The sequence below is a fragment of the Magnetococcus marinus MC-1 genome (assembly GCF_000014865.1).
In the GTDB taxonomy this organism is placed as follows: Bacteria; Pseudomonadota; Magnetococcia; order Magnetococcales; family Magnetococcaceae; genus Magnetococcus; species Magnetococcus marinus.
In genome coordinates this window covers 4,135,474-4,153,040 of sequence record NC_008576.1, presented here as the reverse complement: position 1 = coordinate 4,153,040, position 17,567 = coordinate 4,135,474, and the positions used below count along the sequence as shown (strand labels likewise).

Annotated in this window: 15 protein-coding genes; 7 read left to right on the top strand and 8 right to left on the bottom strand. The window is 50.6% G+C overall.

Translation table 11 applies throughout. The features are described 5' to 3' along the window. Positions 1-9 precede the first annotated feature (9 nt). The 3 genes from rapZ to ahcY all read left to right on the top strand — a co-directional run bounded on the left by rapZ (position 10) and on the right by ahcY (position 3,746). The gene (gene rapZ / locus MMC1_RS17050) at positions 10-957 is read left to right on the top strand and encodes an RNase adapter RapZ (protein ID WP_081436336.1); all 948 of its coding nucleotides are present in this window, start codon (positions 10-12) and stop codon (positions 955-957) included. 179 nt (positions 958-1,136) lie between these two features. Next, positions 1,137-2,306, top strand: coding sequence for a methionine adenosyltransferase (metK, locus tag MMC1_RS17045; protein ID WP_011714877.1), 1,170 nt, complete (start codon positions 1,137-1,139; stop codon positions 2,304-2,306). A gap of 114 nt (positions 2,307-2,420) precedes the next feature. Then, positions 2,421-3,746, top strand: a complete 1,326-nt coding sequence (ahcY, locus tag MMC1_RS17040) for an adenosylhomocysteinase (protein ID WP_011714876.1) — start codon at positions 2,421-2,423, stop codon at positions 3,744-3,746. A 185-nt stretch (positions 3,747-3,931) separates the two neighbouring features. Here the strand turns inward: ahcY and MMC1_RS20595 are convergent, their stop codons facing one another. Then, a complete protein-coding gene (locus MMC1_RS20595) occupies positions 3,932-4,477 on the bottom strand; it encodes a DciA family protein (protein ID WP_049757722.1) in 546 nt (181 codons plus the stop codon). A 2-nt stretch (positions 4,478-4,479) separates the two neighbouring features. Further along, positions 4,480-4,869, bottom strand: coding sequence for a hypothetical protein (locus tag MMC1_RS17030; RefSeq protein ID WP_011714874.1), 390 nt, complete (start codon positions 4,867-4,869; stop codon positions 4,480-4,482). Between the two features lie 157 nt (positions 4,870-5,026). Between MMC1_RS17030 and MMC1_RS17025 the strand changes: the two genes are divergently transcribed. The 3 genes from MMC1_RS17025 (at position 5,027) to MMC1_RS17015 (ending at position 10,234) form a co-directional block, all read left to right on the top strand. Further along, the gene (locus MMC1_RS17025; protein WP_011714873.1) at positions 5,027-5,818 is read left to right on the top strand and encodes an SPOR domain-containing protein; all 792 of its coding nucleotides are present in this window, start codon (positions 5,027-5,029) and stop codon (positions 5,816-5,818) included. Positions 5,819-6,091: 273 nt separating this feature from the next. After that, positions 6,092-8,797, top strand: a complete 2,706-nt coding sequence (gene secA / locus MMC1_RS17020) for a preprotein translocase subunit SecA (RefSeq protein WP_011714872.1) — start codon at positions 6,092-6,094, stop codon at positions 8,795-8,797. Positions 8,798-8,983: 186 nt separating this feature from the next. Next, on the top strand, positions 8,984-10,234 hold the full coding sequence (locus MMC1_RS17015) for a glycosyltransferase (RefSeq protein WP_011714871.1): 1,251 nt from the start codon (positions 8,984-8,986) through the stop codon (positions 10,232-10,234). Positions 10,235-10,299: 65 nt separating this feature from the next. Here MMC1_RS17015 and MMC1_RS22575 read toward each other — a convergent pair whose 3' ends face one another. From MMC1_RS22575 to MMC1_RS22570, 6 genes are all read right to left on the bottom strand, one after another. Further along, positions 10,300-10,521 (bottom strand): transposase, encoded by a 222-nt coding sequence (locus tag MMC1_RS22575; RefSeq protein ID WP_011714870.1) that lies wholly within the window; start codon positions 10,519-10,521, stop codon positions 10,300-10,302. Between the two features lie 659 nt (positions 10,522-11,180). After that, positions 11,181-12,974 (bottom strand): hypothetical protein, encoded by a 1,794-nt coding sequence (locus MMC1_RS17005; RefSeq protein ID WP_011714869.1) that lies wholly within the window; start codon positions 12,972-12,974, stop codon positions 11,181-11,183. Positions 12,975-13,016: 42 nt separating this feature from the next. Continuing rightward, entirely contained in the window at positions 13,017-13,763 is a 747-nt protein-coding gene (locus MMC1_RS17000; RefSeq protein ID WP_041641374.1) for a tellurite resistance TerB family protein, read from the bottom strand. An 8-nt stretch (positions 13,764-13,771) separates the two neighbouring features. Beyond that, positions 13,772-14,251, bottom strand: coding sequence for a hypothetical protein (locus tag MMC1_RS16995; RefSeq protein WP_143711452.1), 480 nt, complete (start codon positions 14,249-14,251; stop codon positions 13,772-13,774). Positions 14,252-15,195: 944 nt separating this feature from the next. Beyond that, positions 15,196-15,723 carry a DUF4760 domain-containing protein gene (locus MMC1_RS20590; RefSeq protein WP_011714866.1) on the bottom strand — a complete coding sequence of 176 codons (528 nt, stop codon included), beginning with the start codon at positions 15,721-15,723 and terminating at the stop codon, positions 15,196-15,198. Between the two features lie 567 nt (positions 15,724-16,290). Beyond that, positions 16,291-16,488: a transposase gene (locus tag MMC1_RS22570; protein WP_407081020.1), complete on the bottom strand. Its 198-nt coding sequence runs from the start codon at positions 16,486-16,488 to the stop codon at positions 16,291-16,293. A 741-nt stretch (positions 16,489-17,229) separates the two neighbouring features. On the opposite strand from MMC1_RS22570, the gene MMC1_RS16980 reads away from it, so the two are divergent. Further along, a complete protein-coding gene (locus tag MMC1_RS16980; RefSeq protein WP_041641371.1) occupies positions 17,230-17,544 on the top strand; it encodes a hypothetical protein in 315 nt (104 codons plus the stop codon). Positions 17,545-17,567 lie beyond the last annotated feature (23 nt).

The following is a 17,567-nucleotide window of genomic DNA, read 5'->3' as shown; positions in this document are numbered from 1 at the left end:
TTTTTCGGTATGGCTGAGGGATCCATGGATGAGCATGGGGTGCAGACCCCACAAGTGACCAGTTTGATTGTGGTGGCGGGGCTCTCTGGAGCGGGTAAGTCCACGGCGTTGAAGAGTCTGGAAGATATTGGCTATCTCTGGATTGACAACCCACCGCTGCTGGCGCTGCCGGGCCTCATGCGTGAGTTGAGTGAGAGCACCGAAGATAGCCACGTGGCGGTGGGGCTGCATATGCGTGAGCATGGGCGAGACCCCGATGCTTGGCAGCGCTTACAGCCCATTTTGCAGGAGATGACGGCGCGGCTGGAGCTGCTCTATCTGGAGGCCGACAGCGATATTTTGGTGAAGCGATTTCGCGAAACCCGGCGGCGCCACCCTTTAGCGGGTCGGAATATGGCTGGTGGGGGGGGCGAGGCGCTACGCACCGTCAAAGAGGCGGTGGAAGAAGAACGGTTGCGTATGCAGCCGGTGCGGGCACAGGCCAATCTGGTGATTGATACCACCTATTTGCGGCCCCAGATGTTGCAGGAGCGGGTGGCGGATCTGTTTCGTATGGATGCGCACAATACGCAGGGCATCACCCTGTTTGTGCGCTCATTGGGCTTTAAGTATGGTTCCAATACCGATGCGGATATGGTGTTGGATGCCCGTTTTTTGCAAAACCCTTACTACGATTTGGCCCTGCGTGAACTGACAGGTATGGATGCGCCGGTGCGGGCATTTTTGGATAGGGATGGTGAAGCCGAGCAGTTTTTAACCCATTTGCAGGGGCTGTTTGGCTATTTGATCCCCCGCTACATCAAAGAGCGTAAATGCTATTTTACGGTGGATATTGGCTGTACGGGCGGCCAGCATCGGTCGGTTTATCTGGTGGATCGATTGGGGGAGATGCTGGGGCAGATGGGCTACCGAGTGGTGGTCCGGCACCGAGATATGCATCGCAAATCGGCCAAATAGAGGAAAACTTCCTTGGCGTTTGGTCACTCAAGTAGGATGGTGAAAAAAGTGGGGATGTAGGGTCGGTGGCCCGGGCTCAGCGATGCGTCTGGCGATTGACCTACATGGGAATTAATCAACGCCGTACTCGGATGGGTGCGGTTTATCGTGCTGTTAGGCATCACAGGAGCGTGAGGAACATGCCGCGTAACTATCTATTCTCTTCTGAATCGGTCTCTGAGGGGCATCCCGACAAAATGGCGGATCAGATTTCCGACGCGATTTTGGATGCTTTGTTGGCCCAAGATCCTTTGTCACGGGTCGCTTGTGAAACCATGGTCAGCACAGGTTTTTGCACCATTGCTGGTGAGATTACCACCAAGGCGGTCATTGATTATCAAAAAATTGCCCGTGAGACCATCAACGCCATTGGCTATACCTCGGCGGATACCATGGGCTATTCGGGGGATACGGCGGCGATTTTTGTGGCGCTGGACAAACAGTCGGTGGACATTGCCCAGGGTGTAAACGAGGGTGAGGGTATTGACCTGGACCAAGGCGCGGGCGACCAAGGCATTATGTTTGGTTATGCCTGTACAGAGACCGATGTCTTAATGCCCATGCCCATCTACTATGCCCACCGCTTGATGGAAAAACATGCGGAGTTACGTAAGAGTGGTGAGCTGGCCTGGGCGCGGCCCGATGCCAAGTCGCAGGTGACGGTGCGTTATGTGGATGATAAGCCGGTATCGGTGGAGGCGGTGGTGATCTCCAGCCAGCATAGCCCGGATGTTGACCATGACACCATTGAGAAAGAGATCATTGAAAAGGTGATCCGTGCGGTGATTCCGGCTGAGTTGCTGCATGAGGGGACCCAATATTTTATCAACCCCACGGGTCGTTTTGTGATTGGTGGTCCGGTCGGGGATGCCGGTGTGACGGGTCGTAAGATCATTGTGGACACCTACGGCGGCATGGGTTCCCATGGTGGCGGGGCCTTTTCGGGCAAGGATCCCTCTAAGGTCGACCGTTCGTCGGCCTATATGGGCCGTTATGTGGCGAAAAACATTGTGGCGGCGGGTTTGGCGGAGAAGTGCGAGATTCAGGTGGCGTATGCCATTGGGGTATCGCAGCCGATGTCGGTAATGGTGGACACCTTTGGCACCGGCAAGCTGGATGATGAGGCGATTACGGAGTTGGTGAAGAAGCATTTTGATCTGCGGCCCAAGGCGATTGTGCAGCAGTTGGATCTATTGCGTCCCATCTACAAAAAGAGTGCGGCGTATGGTCACTTTGGTCGCGAGTTGCCAGAGTTTACCTGGGAGCGCACGGACAAGGCAGCGGCCCTGCGGGCAGATGCAGGTTTGTAAGGTAGGGTAGGCGAATACGGGCTGTGCAGAGGGTTTCTGGGCAGCATGATCGGTAAAATTGGTCCCGGGCGCGACAGTGCCCGGGATTCCATTTATATGAGGGAATAGGTCGTTATGAACGTTAAGGTCAATAAAATGCAATTGGTTCCTGGCGAAGATTTTAAGGTTGCTGACATTGGTTTGGCGGCATGGGGTCGTAAGGAGATTGAGATTGCAGAGACCGAGATGCCAGGATTGGTATCGTTGCGCAGCGAGTATGGTGCAGAGCAGCCGTTGAAGGGTGCGCGGGTTGCGGGTTGTCTGCACATGACCATTCAGACGGCGGTATTGATTGAGACGTTGACGGCGCTGGGGGCGGAGGTTCGTTGGTCATCGTGCAACATTTTTTCGACACAAGATCATGCGGCGGCGGCCATTGCGGCGGCAGGGGTGCCGGTTTTTGCCTGGAAGGGTGAGACCGAGGAGGAGTATGTCTGGTGTGTGGAGCAGACCATCAAGGGACCAGATGGTTGGGTTCCCAACATGATCTTGGATGATGGGGGTGATTTGACGGAGATTTTGCATCGCCCCGAGTATGTGGAGATCATGAAGGGTGTGCGTGGTATCTCTGAAGAGACCACCACCGGGGTGTTGCGTCTGTATGAGATGGCGCAGAAGGGCAAGTTGGAGTGCCCCGCATTTAATGTGAACGATTCGGTAACCAAGTCGAAGTTTGATAACTTGTATGGTTGCCGTGAGTCGTTGATGGATGGGATTAAGCGTGCCACGGATGTGATGATCGCGGGCAAGATTGGCGTGGTGTGTGGGTATGGGGATGTGGGCAAGGGTTGTGCCCAGGCGTTCCGTGGTTTGGGTGCGGTGGTGTGGGTGACGGAGATTGACCCCATTTGTGCCTTGCAAGCGGCGATGGAGGGTTACCGGGTGGTGACCATGGAAGAGGCCGCTTCCCAGGCGGATATTTTTGTGACGGCCACGGGCAACCGGGATATTATCACCCGGGCGCACATGGAGCAGATGAAGGATCAGGCGATTGTCTGCAACATTGGCCACTTTGATTCTGAGATTGACATTGCGTCGATTCGTGAATTGAAGTGGGACAACATTAAGCCCCAGGTTGATCATGTAACCATGCCCAGTGGTAACCGCATTATTGTTTTGGCGGAGGGTCGTTTGGTGAATTTGGGCTGTGCGACGGGGCATCCCAGTTTTGTCATGTCCAACAGTTTTACCAATCAGGTGATGGCGCAGATTGAGCTGTTTAACCGGGGTGAGATGTATGAGAACCGGGTTTATGTGCTGCCCAAGCATCTGGATGAGAAGGTGGCGCGTCTGCATTTGGCGAAGGTGGGGGCCAAGCTGACCACCCTGACCCAGGTGCAGGCAGACTATTTGGGTATTTCGGTGGATGGTCCTTACAAGTCGGATCACTACCGTTACTAGAGTATCTGTGACGGTGCGGTAAAAGGGGCCTCTATCCTTGTGGTAGGGGCCTTTTTCGTGGGGAGGTGCATTCTGTCAGGTTACATGTTTAAGCAAGGCGCCGAGTGTGGTGCAAACCGCAACAGGTGTTAGAACAAGCGCAGTGGGGCACTCTGGGGAGATGGCCTGGGTTATGGGGGGTGGGGCTACTTAAAAGGGGAGCGGTGCAGACGCATCCAGACCAGATGTTTGGTAAGGGTGCGGTAGAGGGTTTCTCGCAGGGTTGCATCGGCCACATGGGCGACAATGGCACGCACCTTCTCTTGCTCGTCGGGCCGGGGGGGGGGAAGGGGGGTCTTTGGGTTTGGCGGGCGCTGTTGTTGATGACGCTTGAGCGGCCCTTGCACAAATTTCATATCCGCGACCAAAGGCTCGGGCAGGACGCGGTTTAAATGTTCCAACAACTCGGTTTTTAAAAAAGATAACTCCTGTGCCCAACTGGCAGAATCCACCCGCACCGTCAAAACCCCCTTGTTTAAGCGTACCGGTTCGGTGTGTTGGGCAATGTGGGGCGAGATGGCACGGTGCCAATATTTCCAGATTAAGCTGGCCTGTCCGGTGGGATGTTCCATCCATGGCGCGACGACTTTGCCCATAATACCCCGCAAAGCCGTGGGCGCCCCCGCTTTGCGGGGTTGGAAAGGGAGTTTAAAATCCTCGTCTCCCTTGCCATGGTTATCCCCGGCCGCCACCCCTAGTTACCATCGGTAAAGAGAATGGCTGTGCCACGCAAAACACGGTAGATGGAGGGGCCATAGATGGATTCGGTGCCGGTGACCATCTCTTTGCTCTTTTTCTCCACCACAATGGCACTTGCACCAATGTTGCGTGCCTTGGCTCGCATGTTCTCAAGGAGAAAAATATCCGAGTTGGCGGCTTCATTCCCCTGGGTCTCTAGGCGGGCAATGGTTTTGTAGGGGCGGTTGGGAAAATCGTCCAACAGCTCCACACTCGCGGTTGGCGTTAGCTGTTGGGAAGGGTTGCTTAAAGCCACATTGGTGACCGCCTCTGGAGACGTACAAGCGCTGAGTGATACAAGCAAGCATCCCAAAACAGGCATAAGCAGCGAACGTTTTATAGACATGATGACGACCTCGGTAGCGGATTGGTGCGATTTTTGTAATAGCGTATGAGAAGATGTCACCATATTGGCAGATACAGGCTCCTACGCCACACTGCCAGAGTCGTTTGCAAAGAGCGTGCAACGTCACGCATTACTCAGAAAAAGCTGGAGAAGCGCCATGGGGCTGTTTCAGTTTCACCACCGTTGGCACTATGCCACTGGTTGGATCGTGAGTTTGGGGCTGTTGGGTATGTCAGGCTGTTCCAGCCCTATTCATGAATACCCTATTCACTATAGCACACCCAGTGATCAACGGGAGGCATTGGCAGAACAAAAACGTGCCAAACCCGAGCAACCCGTCGAAGAGATGCTGGATCCTGCGCCCTTAGTGGTGCCAGAGCAAGTGGAGGTGCAGAGCGCCCCCCCGCTCCGCCATCCCCCGGTGGGTGAGGTGGTCATGCCCCAGGGTCAGGCCGTCAATGGAACCCAGGAGAGGATTCCCGAGCCACAAATCGTTGAGGCTGTCCCCCCCGCTCCAGCCATCGCACCACCTGCCCCAGCGCATGCGCCCGTAGCGCCGGAGTATGCTGCGCCAACCTATGCGCCTGTAGCGCCGGAGTATGCTGCTCCAGCGTCTCATGAAGAAGGTGCGGAGCCCTCCTATGAGGTTCCAGCGGTAAAACGCACCATGGTGCATGCCAAACCCAAACAGGTGGAGTCGGCCCCCCCCCTTGCCAAGGGTGAACTCTATTATGTGGAGTTGGGGAGCTACGCCCACCAGCTCAATGCCGACCGCCTGAAGCGGCGCGTGCAGCAGATGGGTATTCCGGTGGAGTCGCAACCCTTGGCACTGCGGGGGACCCAATTTACCCGGGTGCGGGCGGGGCCTTTTCCTTACCGTGCCGAAGCCGATTGGGCAGCCCGTGTGCTAAAAGAGGAAGGGGTGGATACCAAGCTGGTCATGGAGTGACCGGCGGTTATCGCTCTTAATCGAATAACAGACACAGAGGTGCCCCCCTTGGGAGGCACCTTTTTTGTGCTTGGGCAACCTAGTTGCGTCGTCTAAGTTGACACACAAAATGGAAAAAGCAGGTTTATGCCCCCCCTTGTGCCGCTTTTAGGCGGCCTTGGATTGTACCTTGGGTGCGGCACGTGCTATAAGAATCCTCTTCACCCGTGCGGTTTGAGCCGATCATCAGGGTTCGGTTTGCTGCAACTAAATGGAAAGATAAAGAGACGACTCATGTTCTCCGCAATTGCCCGTAAACTATTTGGCTCCCGAAATGACCGCTACCTGCGCTCTTTGCAACCGCTGGTGGACCGTATCAATGGCTTGGAGGCAGAGTATGAAGCGCTCAGCGATTCTGAGCTGACCGCCATGACCTATGCATTTAAGGCACGCCTGGAGAAAGGGGAAACCCTGGATGATCTGCTGCCAGAAGCCTTTGCGGTGGTGCGCGAGGGCAGTAAACGTGTGCTGGGTATGCGTCACTACGATGTGCAGCTTATTGGTGGCATTGTGCTGCATCAGGGTAAAATCTCTGAGATGAAAACCGGTGAGGGTAAAACCCTGGTGGCTACCCTGTCGCTCTATCTGAACGCACTGAGTGGCAAGGGTGCGCATCTGGTGACGGTCAACGACTATCTGGCCCGCCGCGATGCGGAGTGGATGGGTAAGCTCTATCAGTTTTTAGGGTTGAGCGTGGGGGTCATTATTCACGGTATCGAGGACCAACAGCGTAAAGCGGCCTACAATGCCGACATTACCTATGGTACCAACAATGAGTTTGGCTTCGATTATCTGCGGGATAATATGAAGTTTTCACTGGAAGAGATGGTGCAGCGCCCCCTGAACTATGCCATCGTGGACGAGGTGGATTCAATCTTGGTGGATGAAGCCCGTACCCCCTTGATTATCTCCGGCCCCACCGAAGACAGCACCGATAAATATTATAAAGTGGATCGGCTTATTCCTCAGTTGGAAAAAGAGCGGCACTATACTTTGGACGAAAAACAGCGCTCCGTTACCTTTACCGAAGAGGGCAATGAGCAGATTGAACAGCTCATGCGCCAAGCGGGGCTGCTGCGTGACGGGGATCTGTACGATCTGCACAATATCGAGATGGTGCACCACGTTAACCAAGCCCTCAAGGCCCACGCCATGTTTGAGGTGGACCGGGACTATATTGTTAAAGATGGCCAAGTGGTCATTATTGACGAATTTACGGGACGCATGATGCCGGGACGTCGTTACTCGGACGGTCTGCACCAAGCGTTGGAGGCCAAAGAGCAGGTGGTGATTCAAAACGAGTCCCAAACCCTTGCTTCGATTACCTTCCAGAACCTATTCCGTCTTTATAACAAACTGGCGGGCATGACCGGTACCGCCGATACAGAGGCGGCGGAGTTCCAATCCATCTATAATCTGGAGGTGGTGATTATCCCCACCAACCGGGATATGGTGCGCATCGACCGCGACGATATGGTGTTCCGCACCTTGGAAGAGAAGCTCAAAGCGGTGGCCGAAGATATTAAGGTCAGTTATGAAAAGGGCCAGCCAGTGCTGGTGGGGACGGTCTCCATTGAAAAATCGGAGATGGTCTCGCACTTTTTGAAAAAGCTGAAGATCCCCCACGAGATTCTGAACGCCAAACACCATGAGCGCGAGGCGGAAATTGTCGCCCAAGCGGGACGCCCCCGGGCCGTGACCATCGCCACCAACATGGCCGGTCGTGGTACCGATATTCAGTTGGGCGGCAACTTGGAGATGCGCCTGAAAAAAGAGATCGATCCCGAGGCGAGCCCAGCCGAGCGCACCCAGCAGGAAATTCAGATCCGCACCGAGTATGAGCAGGATAAAGCGCTGGTGCTGGCTTCGGGCGGTCTGCACATTATTGGTACCGAGCGGCATGAATCCCGCCGCATTGACAACCAGTTGCGGGGCCGGGCCGGGCGTCAGGGTGATCCGGGTTCGAGCGGCTTCTACCTGAGCTTGCAGGATGATCTTATGCGCATCTTTGGTTCGGAGCGCATGGATGGCATGTTGAAAAAACTGGGCTTGCAGGATGGCGAGGCCATTGTGCACCCCTGGATCAATAAAGCGGTGGAGTCGGCCCAGAAAAAGGTTGAGGGTCGCAACTTTGACATTCGTAAAAACCTGCTCAAATTTGATGATGTCATGAATGAGCAGCGCAAGGTGATCTACGATCAGCGTAAGGAGTTGATGGAGAACGAGGATATTCGTGATTTCATCGACGAAATCCGGGAAGAGGTGGTCCATGCTTTGGTGGATAGTCACCTCGGGGAAGATGTTTACCCTGAAGAGTGGGACGCCAAAGGCTTTAGAGAGGCGATGCTCAACCAGTTTAATCTGGACCTGAATGTGGAGTCGTGGAAGCATGAAGAGGGGGTCACGCATCTGGTTGCCAAGGAGCGCGCCATGGCCGCCGTGAAAGCCTATAGTGAGGCCCGCGAGGCCCGTTTAGGCCCGCCCTTGATGCGTTATTTGGAAAAATCCATCATGTTGCAGGTGCTTGATACGCTGTGGAAAGAGCATTTGCTCAACATGGACCATTTAAAAGAGGGCATTCATCTGCGTGGTTATGCCCAGAAGGACCCGTTGAACGAATATAAGCGCGAGGCCTTTCAGTTATTCAGCATGCTGCTGCAACGCATCCGTGAAGAGGCCATTGAGTTTTTGGGCAAGGTAGAGGTGCAGCAACCGGAAGAGGTGGCCGCCTATGAGGCGGAGCTGGCCGAGGCGCGTAATCAGCAGATGAGTCTTAACCATCCCGAGAGTGGCAGTTGGGGGGGGGAGGGTGAGGGTCCATCCAGTGAGGGTGCCCCCCATCTTCCTTTTAAGCGGGATGGGGAGAAGGTTGGGCGCAATCAAGCGTGCCCCTGTGGAAGTGGTAAGAAGTATAAGCAGTGTTGTGGTAAACTCAGTTAGGCTTGCTTGTTTGGGTATGAGCAGGCAGCACGCGGGATCTAAGCATGCGGAGCGCCCCATATCTGCTGGCACAGGGTGGGCGAGCCGGCTGGCAGGGGCCCCGAACCCCTACCAGCAAGCAGAGCCCGCATCCCTTATGGGGATGCGGGATTTCTTTACCCAGTGGACCGCGCAAGGGGAGGGGCGATGATGGGCAAACGCGTGCTGATGATCGCCTTCCATTTTCCACCTGCCATGGGTTATAGCGGCACCCAGCGGGCCTTAAAATTTTGCCGTTATCTGCCCGATTATGGTTGGCAGCCCATTGTTTTATCGGCCCATGCCCGCAGCTATGCGCAAACCACACCGGAGCAGTTGGTGGAGATTCCCCCACAGGTGCCGGTGTACCGTAGTTTTGCGCTGGATGCCACCCGTCATTTAGCGATTGCGGGGCGCTATTTTGGTTTTACGGCGCGTCCTGACCGTTGGCGTAGTTGGCGCTGGCCTGCCATTTGGCGGGGTTTGCGCATCATTCAGCGCGATCAACCGGATTTGATTTGGGCCACCTATCCCATTGCCACCTGTCACCGTATTGCCCATAGTTTAAGCCTGATTAGTGGGGTGCCATGGGTGGCGGATTTTCGGGATTGTCAGCTCAACGCGACCTTTCCCGCGCATCCGCGTCAGCGTGAGCTGTTTGGCACGTTAGAGGCGCGCCATATCAGCAGTGCCAACCGGGTGGTGGTGACGACGCCGGGCATACAGCGGTTATACAGGGAACGTTATCCCTATATGGATCCGGATAAGATTCAGGTGATCGCCAACGGTTTTGATGAAGAGAATTTTCAGGGTTTGCCTTTGGCCAGGGTAGCAGATCCGGAAAAGCCGGTGCATCTGCTGCATAGTGGTATTATCTATCCGGGTCAGGATGAGCGAGACCCGGTTACGTTATTGGAGGTTTTGGGGCGGTTGCACCGTTTGGGGGTGGTGGGTCCGGAGACTTTGCAGATCACCTTTCGGGGCAGTGGAATGGAGGAGTATCTTCAGCAGCAGATTGATCAAAATGGGTTGCGTAGCATGGTGCGGTTGGCCCCTACGCTGCCCTATGCGCAGGCTCTGGAGGAGATGGCGCAGGTGGATGCGCTGTTGTTGTTGCAAGGGGCCCATTTTAATGATCTGATTCCGGCCAAGTTGTTTGAGTATTTGCGCATGGGCAAGCCTATTTTGGCGTTGGGGGATGTTCAAGGGGATGCGGCGGATTTGATGCGAGCGGCGGGGTTGAGCAGCATATGGTCGTTGCACGATGCCACGGCCCAGGAGAATGCATTACCGGCGTTTGTGGAGCAGGTACGTAGCGGCGCGGTTGAGCGGGCCAAGCCAGCGGTGGTAGCCCGTTATTCCCGGCACGCTTTAACGGGCGAGTTGGCCGCGCTGATGGATGGCGTGGTGGGCAAGTAACACGCTCCTAGTGGATGGCGTGGTGGGCAAGTAACTCGCTCCTGGTGGATGGCGCGAATCTATTTTTATATAGTATTTTGCAGCGTCTCCTTGGCAAAGTACGCAGTGGCCTTTTTTATCACGTCACGCTCTTCTCGGACCTGCTTTAACTCTTTGCGTAATCGTGTAATTTCCGCCTCAAGATCAGAAACAGATCTGCCTCCTAGCATCTCCTTACCATGCGTCCTGGCGGCGGATGTCCAATTCGACAGGGTGCTCTTGGGGATGGCGAGCCTTTCAGCTGCCAACTCCAGCGTAAGCCCTTACTCCAAAACCAATTTGACCGCTTCGCTGCGGAATTCCGATGTGTAACTCTGAGCCTTTTTCATTATGAACACCCCTTTTGGGCATCATACCAAACAAAAGTGTCCAGAATCTTCAGGATACCTCACGAAATTGGTCTGTGTGGATATTGGAACTCAAAACACGCTCCGCAACGAGGCTTGTGGATATTCTGTACGCTACAAAAGGCGTTGTGTCGTGCCAGCAGGCTTTTACGGTACACAAACCATAGAATTCCGGGGAGAATTCCGGGGACATACACTTTATTCATGATCAACACTCATTTTTGACTTTGGTCCCGATTCAGACCTCCACACCACAAGCTTCACACCAAACACGTACATCTTTCAAATCGGCCTCATAATCGGATTCCTCAAAAAATATATCCTGCCTGCGGTTACCCTTCTGCGTAACATGGTGCGCTACACTTGGAATGACCACTCTTGCCAATCTCACCATTATTTGTAATCACTCCTAATCGCTCATTAAGTGTATGTCCCTGGAACTCCCTGCTTGCTCAGCCCGTTTTAACCAGCTCAAAGACCTCTGTGCACACGGAGATTTAAGTCTTCAGGAAAACGGCCCCTTAGAGCTCTTTGGCGTTCTTTGAGTTCTTGATGAGGAATCATTCACTTTCCTCCACTTCTGGTTGAAATCCGCGTAGGGAGTCAATATCGGACTTCCACTTTATCAATGCTTTAAAATGGTTCCCGTAGACATAACCGATTTTGCCTTCTATCATAATCAGTGTTGATGTTGGCATATCAATTAGCCATCTGCCTCCGAGGATATGACAATCATCGCTCACAGTATGCTTGACACGGTTTAGTGCAATTTCATCATCGTCAACCTGAAATTGCCAAATGTGATGTAAGGCATCGGATCCATGTTGAGCCACTAGCTCAAGACGCCCCTTCGCACCTACCATCCAGAATTTTTTATAGTCGCAAATGGCATTATCAGGAAGAGACACGTGATCATAAATAAAATCAGGTAAAATATGGACCAGATTTAATATAAAACTTGCAAGATTCCTATCTACGGCTTCAACAGGTGAATCAGTATGGAGAACCTGCTTCAAATCACTATCAGATTGAAAGTCAGCTTTAAATGAGAGTTTAGATCCGCAGCGATCAAATAACTGCTTTCTCCATTCAAATGTTTTCTTGGAGTTGTAAATCTCTTCCCCTGCCAAAAGGCCTGACTCATTAATGAAAGATTCAAGCTTTTCTACAAGAACACTTCTGTCACTTTGGTTTAGCTGGTAAGCTCCATCTACGCTATATACAAGGCTTTTTCCCGCAGCTAAGTGCCTGTATACATAGATACGATCATATTCACTTTTGAAAGAGATTCCAGAGACCGTCTGAAGTGATTGAGAAAGGACATTATGAGGTAAGGGGTGGAACACCTTGGAAATTTCTGTGAGTTCAAGGGAAAACAGCCATTCAATCCCTCTAAACCTGACAGAAGGCCCATAGAGATAAGCGACTTGATCTCCTACCATATTGACCAAATCACTTAATGTAGCCAACCCCATGGCTTCCTTTTTATGTTTAATGAACTCTTTCCCGGCTTCAGCAGCAACAGTTGAAGCCACTGCAGTCAGTGGGTGACTACCAGCGGAAATTCTAAGCAGTGGAGTGACGTACTTTGCCTTGGAGAGAATGGGCTCTGCTTTTTTATAAACCTTATAAAAAGCCACTCCTTTTTTAATGTATGCATAAAAATCGCTCAGTGATGTTTCCTTCATATTGAAGGGTAGTTGGTCAAGCATTACAAGAAGTTGAAGGCTTAATCTATTAAATGCCCTAACTGTTTTTTCAATGTTTGTTTCTAAAATCGGGCTTTTTGCATCTGGGTGATAAATTTTAGCTATTTGTTGAGCTATGGACACTAACTCATACTCCATCCTACCCCATTGAAATTGCCCGTCTTTAGTGTAGTAGTCAGTTTTAATTCTATCAAAAATCTCATGAATTTTTTCATCAATGAATTTTGAAACCTCTTTATCTTGCTCAGACTGTTGATGAATCTCTTCTTGTAGAAATTTATCTGCGTCGTTAAACTCTTTAAATTGTTGTAGCAAAACAAGTTTATCTCTGATTGCAGATTCTTTCTTTTGCAAATCATCCACAGCTTCTTTTAAATACGATTCTTTTTCTTTAATCGCTGCAAGTTTTTCCTGGTTATTTATTATTTCTAATTGGATCTTGTGATATTCAGCACTTTTCCTCGCCTCTTTCAGAAAAAGTGCTGCTATCGCAGACAGAAAACACCCGGCCAATGCAATGAACTTTAGGCCACCAAGATCCTGTTCTTGAGAAATATAGTAAATAGCAGTTACTGAAATTACATTACCTAAGATAACCGAGGGTACAATAAGCTTTACAATTAGTTGGTTTGATAAATTCGGCATCTTGTCTCATGCTTTTTTCTGGGTTTTCAGTTAAAACACCTGCTATATAGCTTTAAATGCGGCCATTAGGTTTTGGAGATCTTTCTTTTCAGCCTCGTGAATAAATCCATCAGCGTTACAGACTGATTTAGCGATTGTAAGAATTTCCTTTGTCATAACAGAAAATTTCAGATCACCAGTTTTTTCAAGATCACGCAAATTATCTGAGAGAACAGCGTAACTATACTTGTCCAGGTTTTTCTCCATTTCGGCTAAAGCCTCAACAAGATATGAACGATTGAACCCCCAATCATTGATAAAATATCTTTGTATGACCTTGCGTTCTGACTCGCGATAGTTTCCATCAGAATGAGCTAATTTGAGGGCTATGGGAGCAAAGATATTTAGGATTGATGCAGCCAAGACATCAATAGGACTATTAATGAATTTGGGAACTTCAGAAATAGCCTCTTTTTTTACAGATTTGAATAGGCGCTGAGCTCCAAACACTGCCGCAGCTCCCCCAACTCCAGCAAGCGTAACACACCCGACAGGGGTAGACACAGCCCCTACAGCAAGCCCCAATTGTCCAACCAACCCTAAAGACCCAAACCAGGCTGTTGCTGCTCCAGCGGAGGCCAAGCCACCTCCTCCCAGCACAGTCAAAAAATCGCTCAAATTTTCAGCCTTGTTTAAGTACGTGAATGACTCAGAACCAATCTTCAGGCGAGCTTTGAATTTTTCTGGTTCTTCGAGAACCGACTCTTGAGAAGTTGAAAAAAAATCCTCAATCTCCTGATTAATAGACATAGCCAACACTACCCTTTAAGAGGCTCAAAAATTTCTGCGCTCTTGATAATTGAATCTGCCAAGGAGATATTATCTTTTTTTAGATCTTCCCAAACTCCCCTTCCTAAGCCAAAGAGCATCAAAACTGGGCCAAGGAAGCTCGATAGGATGGGGCCAATACCTGGGATAACGCTAATCAAGAAAGTCAATAAAGCTGCAAAAATCAATCCGAAAGTTGAATGGGGATATTTACCTGTCAGGGTCAAAACAGTCTCCAAGATTTTCTTCCCAATGTTAATCACGGTGCTACCCACAGTGATTGAGCATTTAGCGAATTTGAACATGAAAGCTTTCGCTTCAGCTGGTATAGGCAATTTCTCTAAGCTGTTTTTGATTTGTTTATCAGTTGCATACTCTTTCAATAGCTTATTCAAAGCATCAGCATCCAGGTCAGGAAGTTTAAGTTTTATTATTTCCCCAGTTTCAGGGTGAATGGTTTCAGCAATCATAGCGACCTCAAACTCGTAAATTTTGATTAAAAAACTCATCTAAACATGCAGAACTACATGGTACCAATTTGACTCATCTTCCAGCAATATGCAATATGGAATTCGGATACTCTTCCGAATTCCATTTGACCTGCGGAATTCCGGGGAATTCCGGGGACATACACTTTATTCATGATCAACACTCATTTCTGACTTTGGTCCCGGTTTCTGCTTACCAAGCTTCCGTCCCGTCTGCTGCTCTAATCGCTTTGTAAACGCTTCGCTGCCCATTGGCCGACCTGTTCGTTCATGCAGTGGAATCAGCATCTGTTCCTCACAACGACTAGCGGCTTTTAAATATACCTCCCAATCGTCTACCCAATCCAATAAAGGCCCCAATGGGATTTAGGGAGCCCACTCTTGACCCAAATGTGTGCTCGCACTACTCCATGGATGATCACCTACTTCTGATACCATTCCTGCCCTAACAGGGTTCAACTCCACATAACGTGCGGCCTGCAATGTGTGCGCTTCATCCATTGGCGTTGATGCAAATCGACCCTGCCAAAGATAACCTCGCCATCCCTTCTTGAAATTGATTCTTCTCGTATGGCGTTGAATTCATGGGACATCCCTTTATTCACGAGCAACACTCTTTTTTGACTTTGGTCCCGATTCAGACCTCCACACCATAAGCTTCACACCAAACACGCACATCTTTCAAATAGGCCTCATAATCGGATTCCTCAAAAAATATATCCTGCCTGCGGTTACCCTTCTGCATAACATGGTGCGCTACACTTGGAATGACCTCTCTTGCCAATCTCGCCATTATTTGTAATCACTCCTTATCGCTCATTAAGTGTATGTCCCTGGAACTTTATCAACTTTATCAAACAAGGCTTAGAAAACGGCCCCTTTATCCTCTTACGTAACCACCACCGATCTTCTGTCACTGTAGCACTCTATTTTTTCTTGAGAGGGGATTTTTTCCAGCGTACGACCAAGGCTTCAAATGCTTGGTAGTGGGTGCCTCTTTTGTCGTGCTGGACCTGAACCCGCAGCATATTAACGTATGGCTCCACCTGGGGCCACGTATTCACAATCATCGTGTACCAAGCCTCTTTAACGGTCTTTTCATCAAAAACACCATTGTCTATGCAGACAGCGACCCGCTCAAAATGGTTGGCAATGTAACGTATATGCTCGGCCTCAAGGCTTAAAAAATTATCAGGGTAGGCAAATTTAGCGACGTCAACATCTGGGTCGTTGCTGTAAGCGCGCAGCTGCTTCATGCCTCCTACAAATTTGTCATCTCGTTTAGAGGCAAACAGCATATCGCTGGCGTTTTTTACGCGGGCAATCTTTCGCGAAGAGCGAATCGAAAAAAAGGCAAAGATACTGGCTAACGTGGCCGATACTAAAATGGCAAGAGCGCCACGCCCTTGCCATAAAAGTTCCACCAGAGTTATGGGTAGTGGACTTTCATCCACGGTTAAAACCCTTCACTTTCATCATGAATGCGCATTATTTTCTCCCTGCTTCAGATTCTCTTGCAAACGAACTTACCGCCAATCGTCTGCAAACAGCCTGCCATCTATCGTTAACGCATCATAATGACCTCGCTTGGAAAGATGCAAGCAAATTTATGGCTAAAAGAGAATAGAACCCCCCATAAGTAAGCGGTTATCGTGGGCGAGGGTTGCGTGTAAATATTTGAATAAAGGCTTAGGAATTCCGGGGACATACACTTTGTTCATGATCAACACTCTTTTCTGACTTTGGTCCCGGTTTCTGCTTACCAAGCTTCCGTCCCGTCTGCTGCTCTAATCGCTTTGTAAACGCTTCGCTGCCCATTGGCCAACCTGTTCGTTCATGCAGTGGAATCAGCATCTGTTCCTCACGACGATTACCGGCTTCTAAATAAGCCTTCCAATCGTCTACCCAATCCAATAAAGGCCCCAATGGGATTAAGGGAGCCCACTCTTGACCCAAATGTGTGCTCGCACTACTCCATGGATGATCACCTACTTCTGATACCATTCCTGCCCTAACAGGGTTCAACTCCACATAACGTCAGCCTGCAATGTGTGCGCTTCATCCATTGGCGTTGATGCAAATCGACCCTGCCAAAGATAACCTCGCCATCCCTTCTTGAAATTGATTCTTCTCGTATGGCGTTGGCTAATCTTCTTCATCGCTTTCTGTAAAGCATTTTCTGACTTTGGAACCAATATGAGATTAACATGATTCGTCATCAAACAGTAAGCCCAGACCTCCACACCATAAGCTTCACACCAAACACGCACATCTTTCAAATCGGCCTCATAATCGGATTCCTCAAAAAATACAATACATCCGGCCTGCGGTTACCCCTCTGCGTAACATGGTGCGCTACACTTGGAATGACCACTCTTGCCAATCTCGCCATTATTTGTAATCACTCCTAATCGCTCATTAAGTGTATGTCCCCACAACCCCCTCGCCATTATTTGTAATCACTCCTAATCGCTCATTAAGTGTATGTCCCCACAACCCCCAACCCCACCCACAACCCAATACTTGGCAAGCATATGCCTCATATATTGGTCCTGGGGCGTTATCTCTTTTGTGGCGGCTAACTTGCTACCGCGTCTGGTTAGAAAAAAGAACTCCAAGAAAATCTATAGCAGCCACCTAATAACAAGCAAAATTTCTGCACCTAGCACAAACAGGGTGCAGAGGCTGAATTCTCTTTGGCCTTTTTGGTAGGATGCTTATTGAATCCCGCCCTATGATAAGAACGATGCGTTTTCTCACGCACAAATGACCCCATTCAAGCAATCCATGAACCTTGTTGTCTCTCAATGCGGTTACAATCCCTCAATCTCACCAAGATGGTCCATGCCGTGGTGCCTGTTTTTAGAGCCCCCCAAAATCTACCATTGACAAGATGATTGTTGCGAATAAGAATGTATATTATTCGCAACAATGTAGACTCTAGGGAGACAGAGCAACCCATGGACGCCAATGTCAACTATTTCGCCCCCGCAACACGCCCTGCGCAGGCGTTAAAACAGCCAGCCGTGGCAGCCCCTCGTCCCAGAAACCGACCCGCAGCACGCCAAACTCCAACACGTACCAAACGTCGTATGGGCCGGGAGGCCATCAAAGCGGGTATGGCCGCCACCTTGACACTCAGCATGCTCACCGGCCTGCGCATCATCAAACCCATGAGCCTACACGGACCTGTAAGCTGGGCCTTTGTGGGATTGACCCTGGCTCATACCCTGATCTATGAAATTCCTAATAAAAAAAGCCGAAACGAAAGCTAATCCGCTCCTCGACCACAACACCC

What these genes read in the sequence shown, in the direction of transcription:
- rapZ (WP_081436336.1), top strand. Translation starts at nt 10, where the DNA reads ATGGCTGAGGGATCCATGGATGAGCATGGGGTGCAGACCCCACAAGTG.
- metK (WP_011714877.1), top strand. Translation starts at nt 1,137, where the DNA reads ATGCCGCGTAACTATCTATTCTCTTCTGAATCGGTCTCTGAGGGGCAT.
- ahcY (WP_011714876.1), top strand. Translation starts at nt 2,421, where the DNA reads ATGAACGTTAAGGTCAATAAAATGCAATTGGTTCCTGGCGAAGATTTT.
- MMC1_RS17030 (WP_011714874.1), bottom strand. Translation starts at nt 4,869, where the DNA reads ATGTCTATAAAACGTTCGCTGCTTATGCCTGTTTTGGGATGCTTGCTT.
- MMC1_RS17025 (WP_011714873.1), top strand. Translation starts at nt 5,027, where the DNA reads ATGGGGCTGTTTCAGTTTCACCACCGTTGGCACTATGCCACTGGTTGG.
- secA (WP_011714872.1), top strand. Translation starts at nt 6,092, where the DNA reads ATGTTCTCCGCAATTGCCCGTAAACTATTTGGCTCCCGAAATGACCGC.
- MMC1_RS17015 (WP_011714871.1), top strand. Translation starts at nt 8,984, where the DNA reads ATGATGGGCAAACGCGTGCTGATGATCGCCTTCCATTTTCCACCTGCC.
- MMC1_RS17005 (WP_011714869.1), bottom strand. Translation starts at nt 12,974, where the DNA reads ATGCCGAATTTATCAAACCAACTAATTGTAAAGCTTATTGTACCCTCG.
- MMC1_RS17000 (WP_041641374.1), bottom strand. Translation starts at nt 13,763, where the DNA reads ATGTCTATTAATCAGGAGATTGAGGATTTTTTTTCAACTTCTCAAGAG.
- MMC1_RS16995 (WP_143711452.1), bottom strand. Translation starts at nt 14,251, where the DNA reads ATGATTGCTGAAACCATTCACCCTGAAACTGGGGAAATAATAAAACTT.
- MMC1_RS22570 (WP_407081020.1), bottom strand. Translation starts at nt 16,488, where the DNA reads ATGACGAATCATGTTAATCTCATATTGGTTCCAAAGTCAGAAAATGCT.
- MMC1_RS16980 (WP_041641371.1), top strand. Translation starts at nt 17,230, where the DNA reads ATGGACGCCAATGTCAACTATTTCGCCCCCGCAACACGCCCTGCGCAG.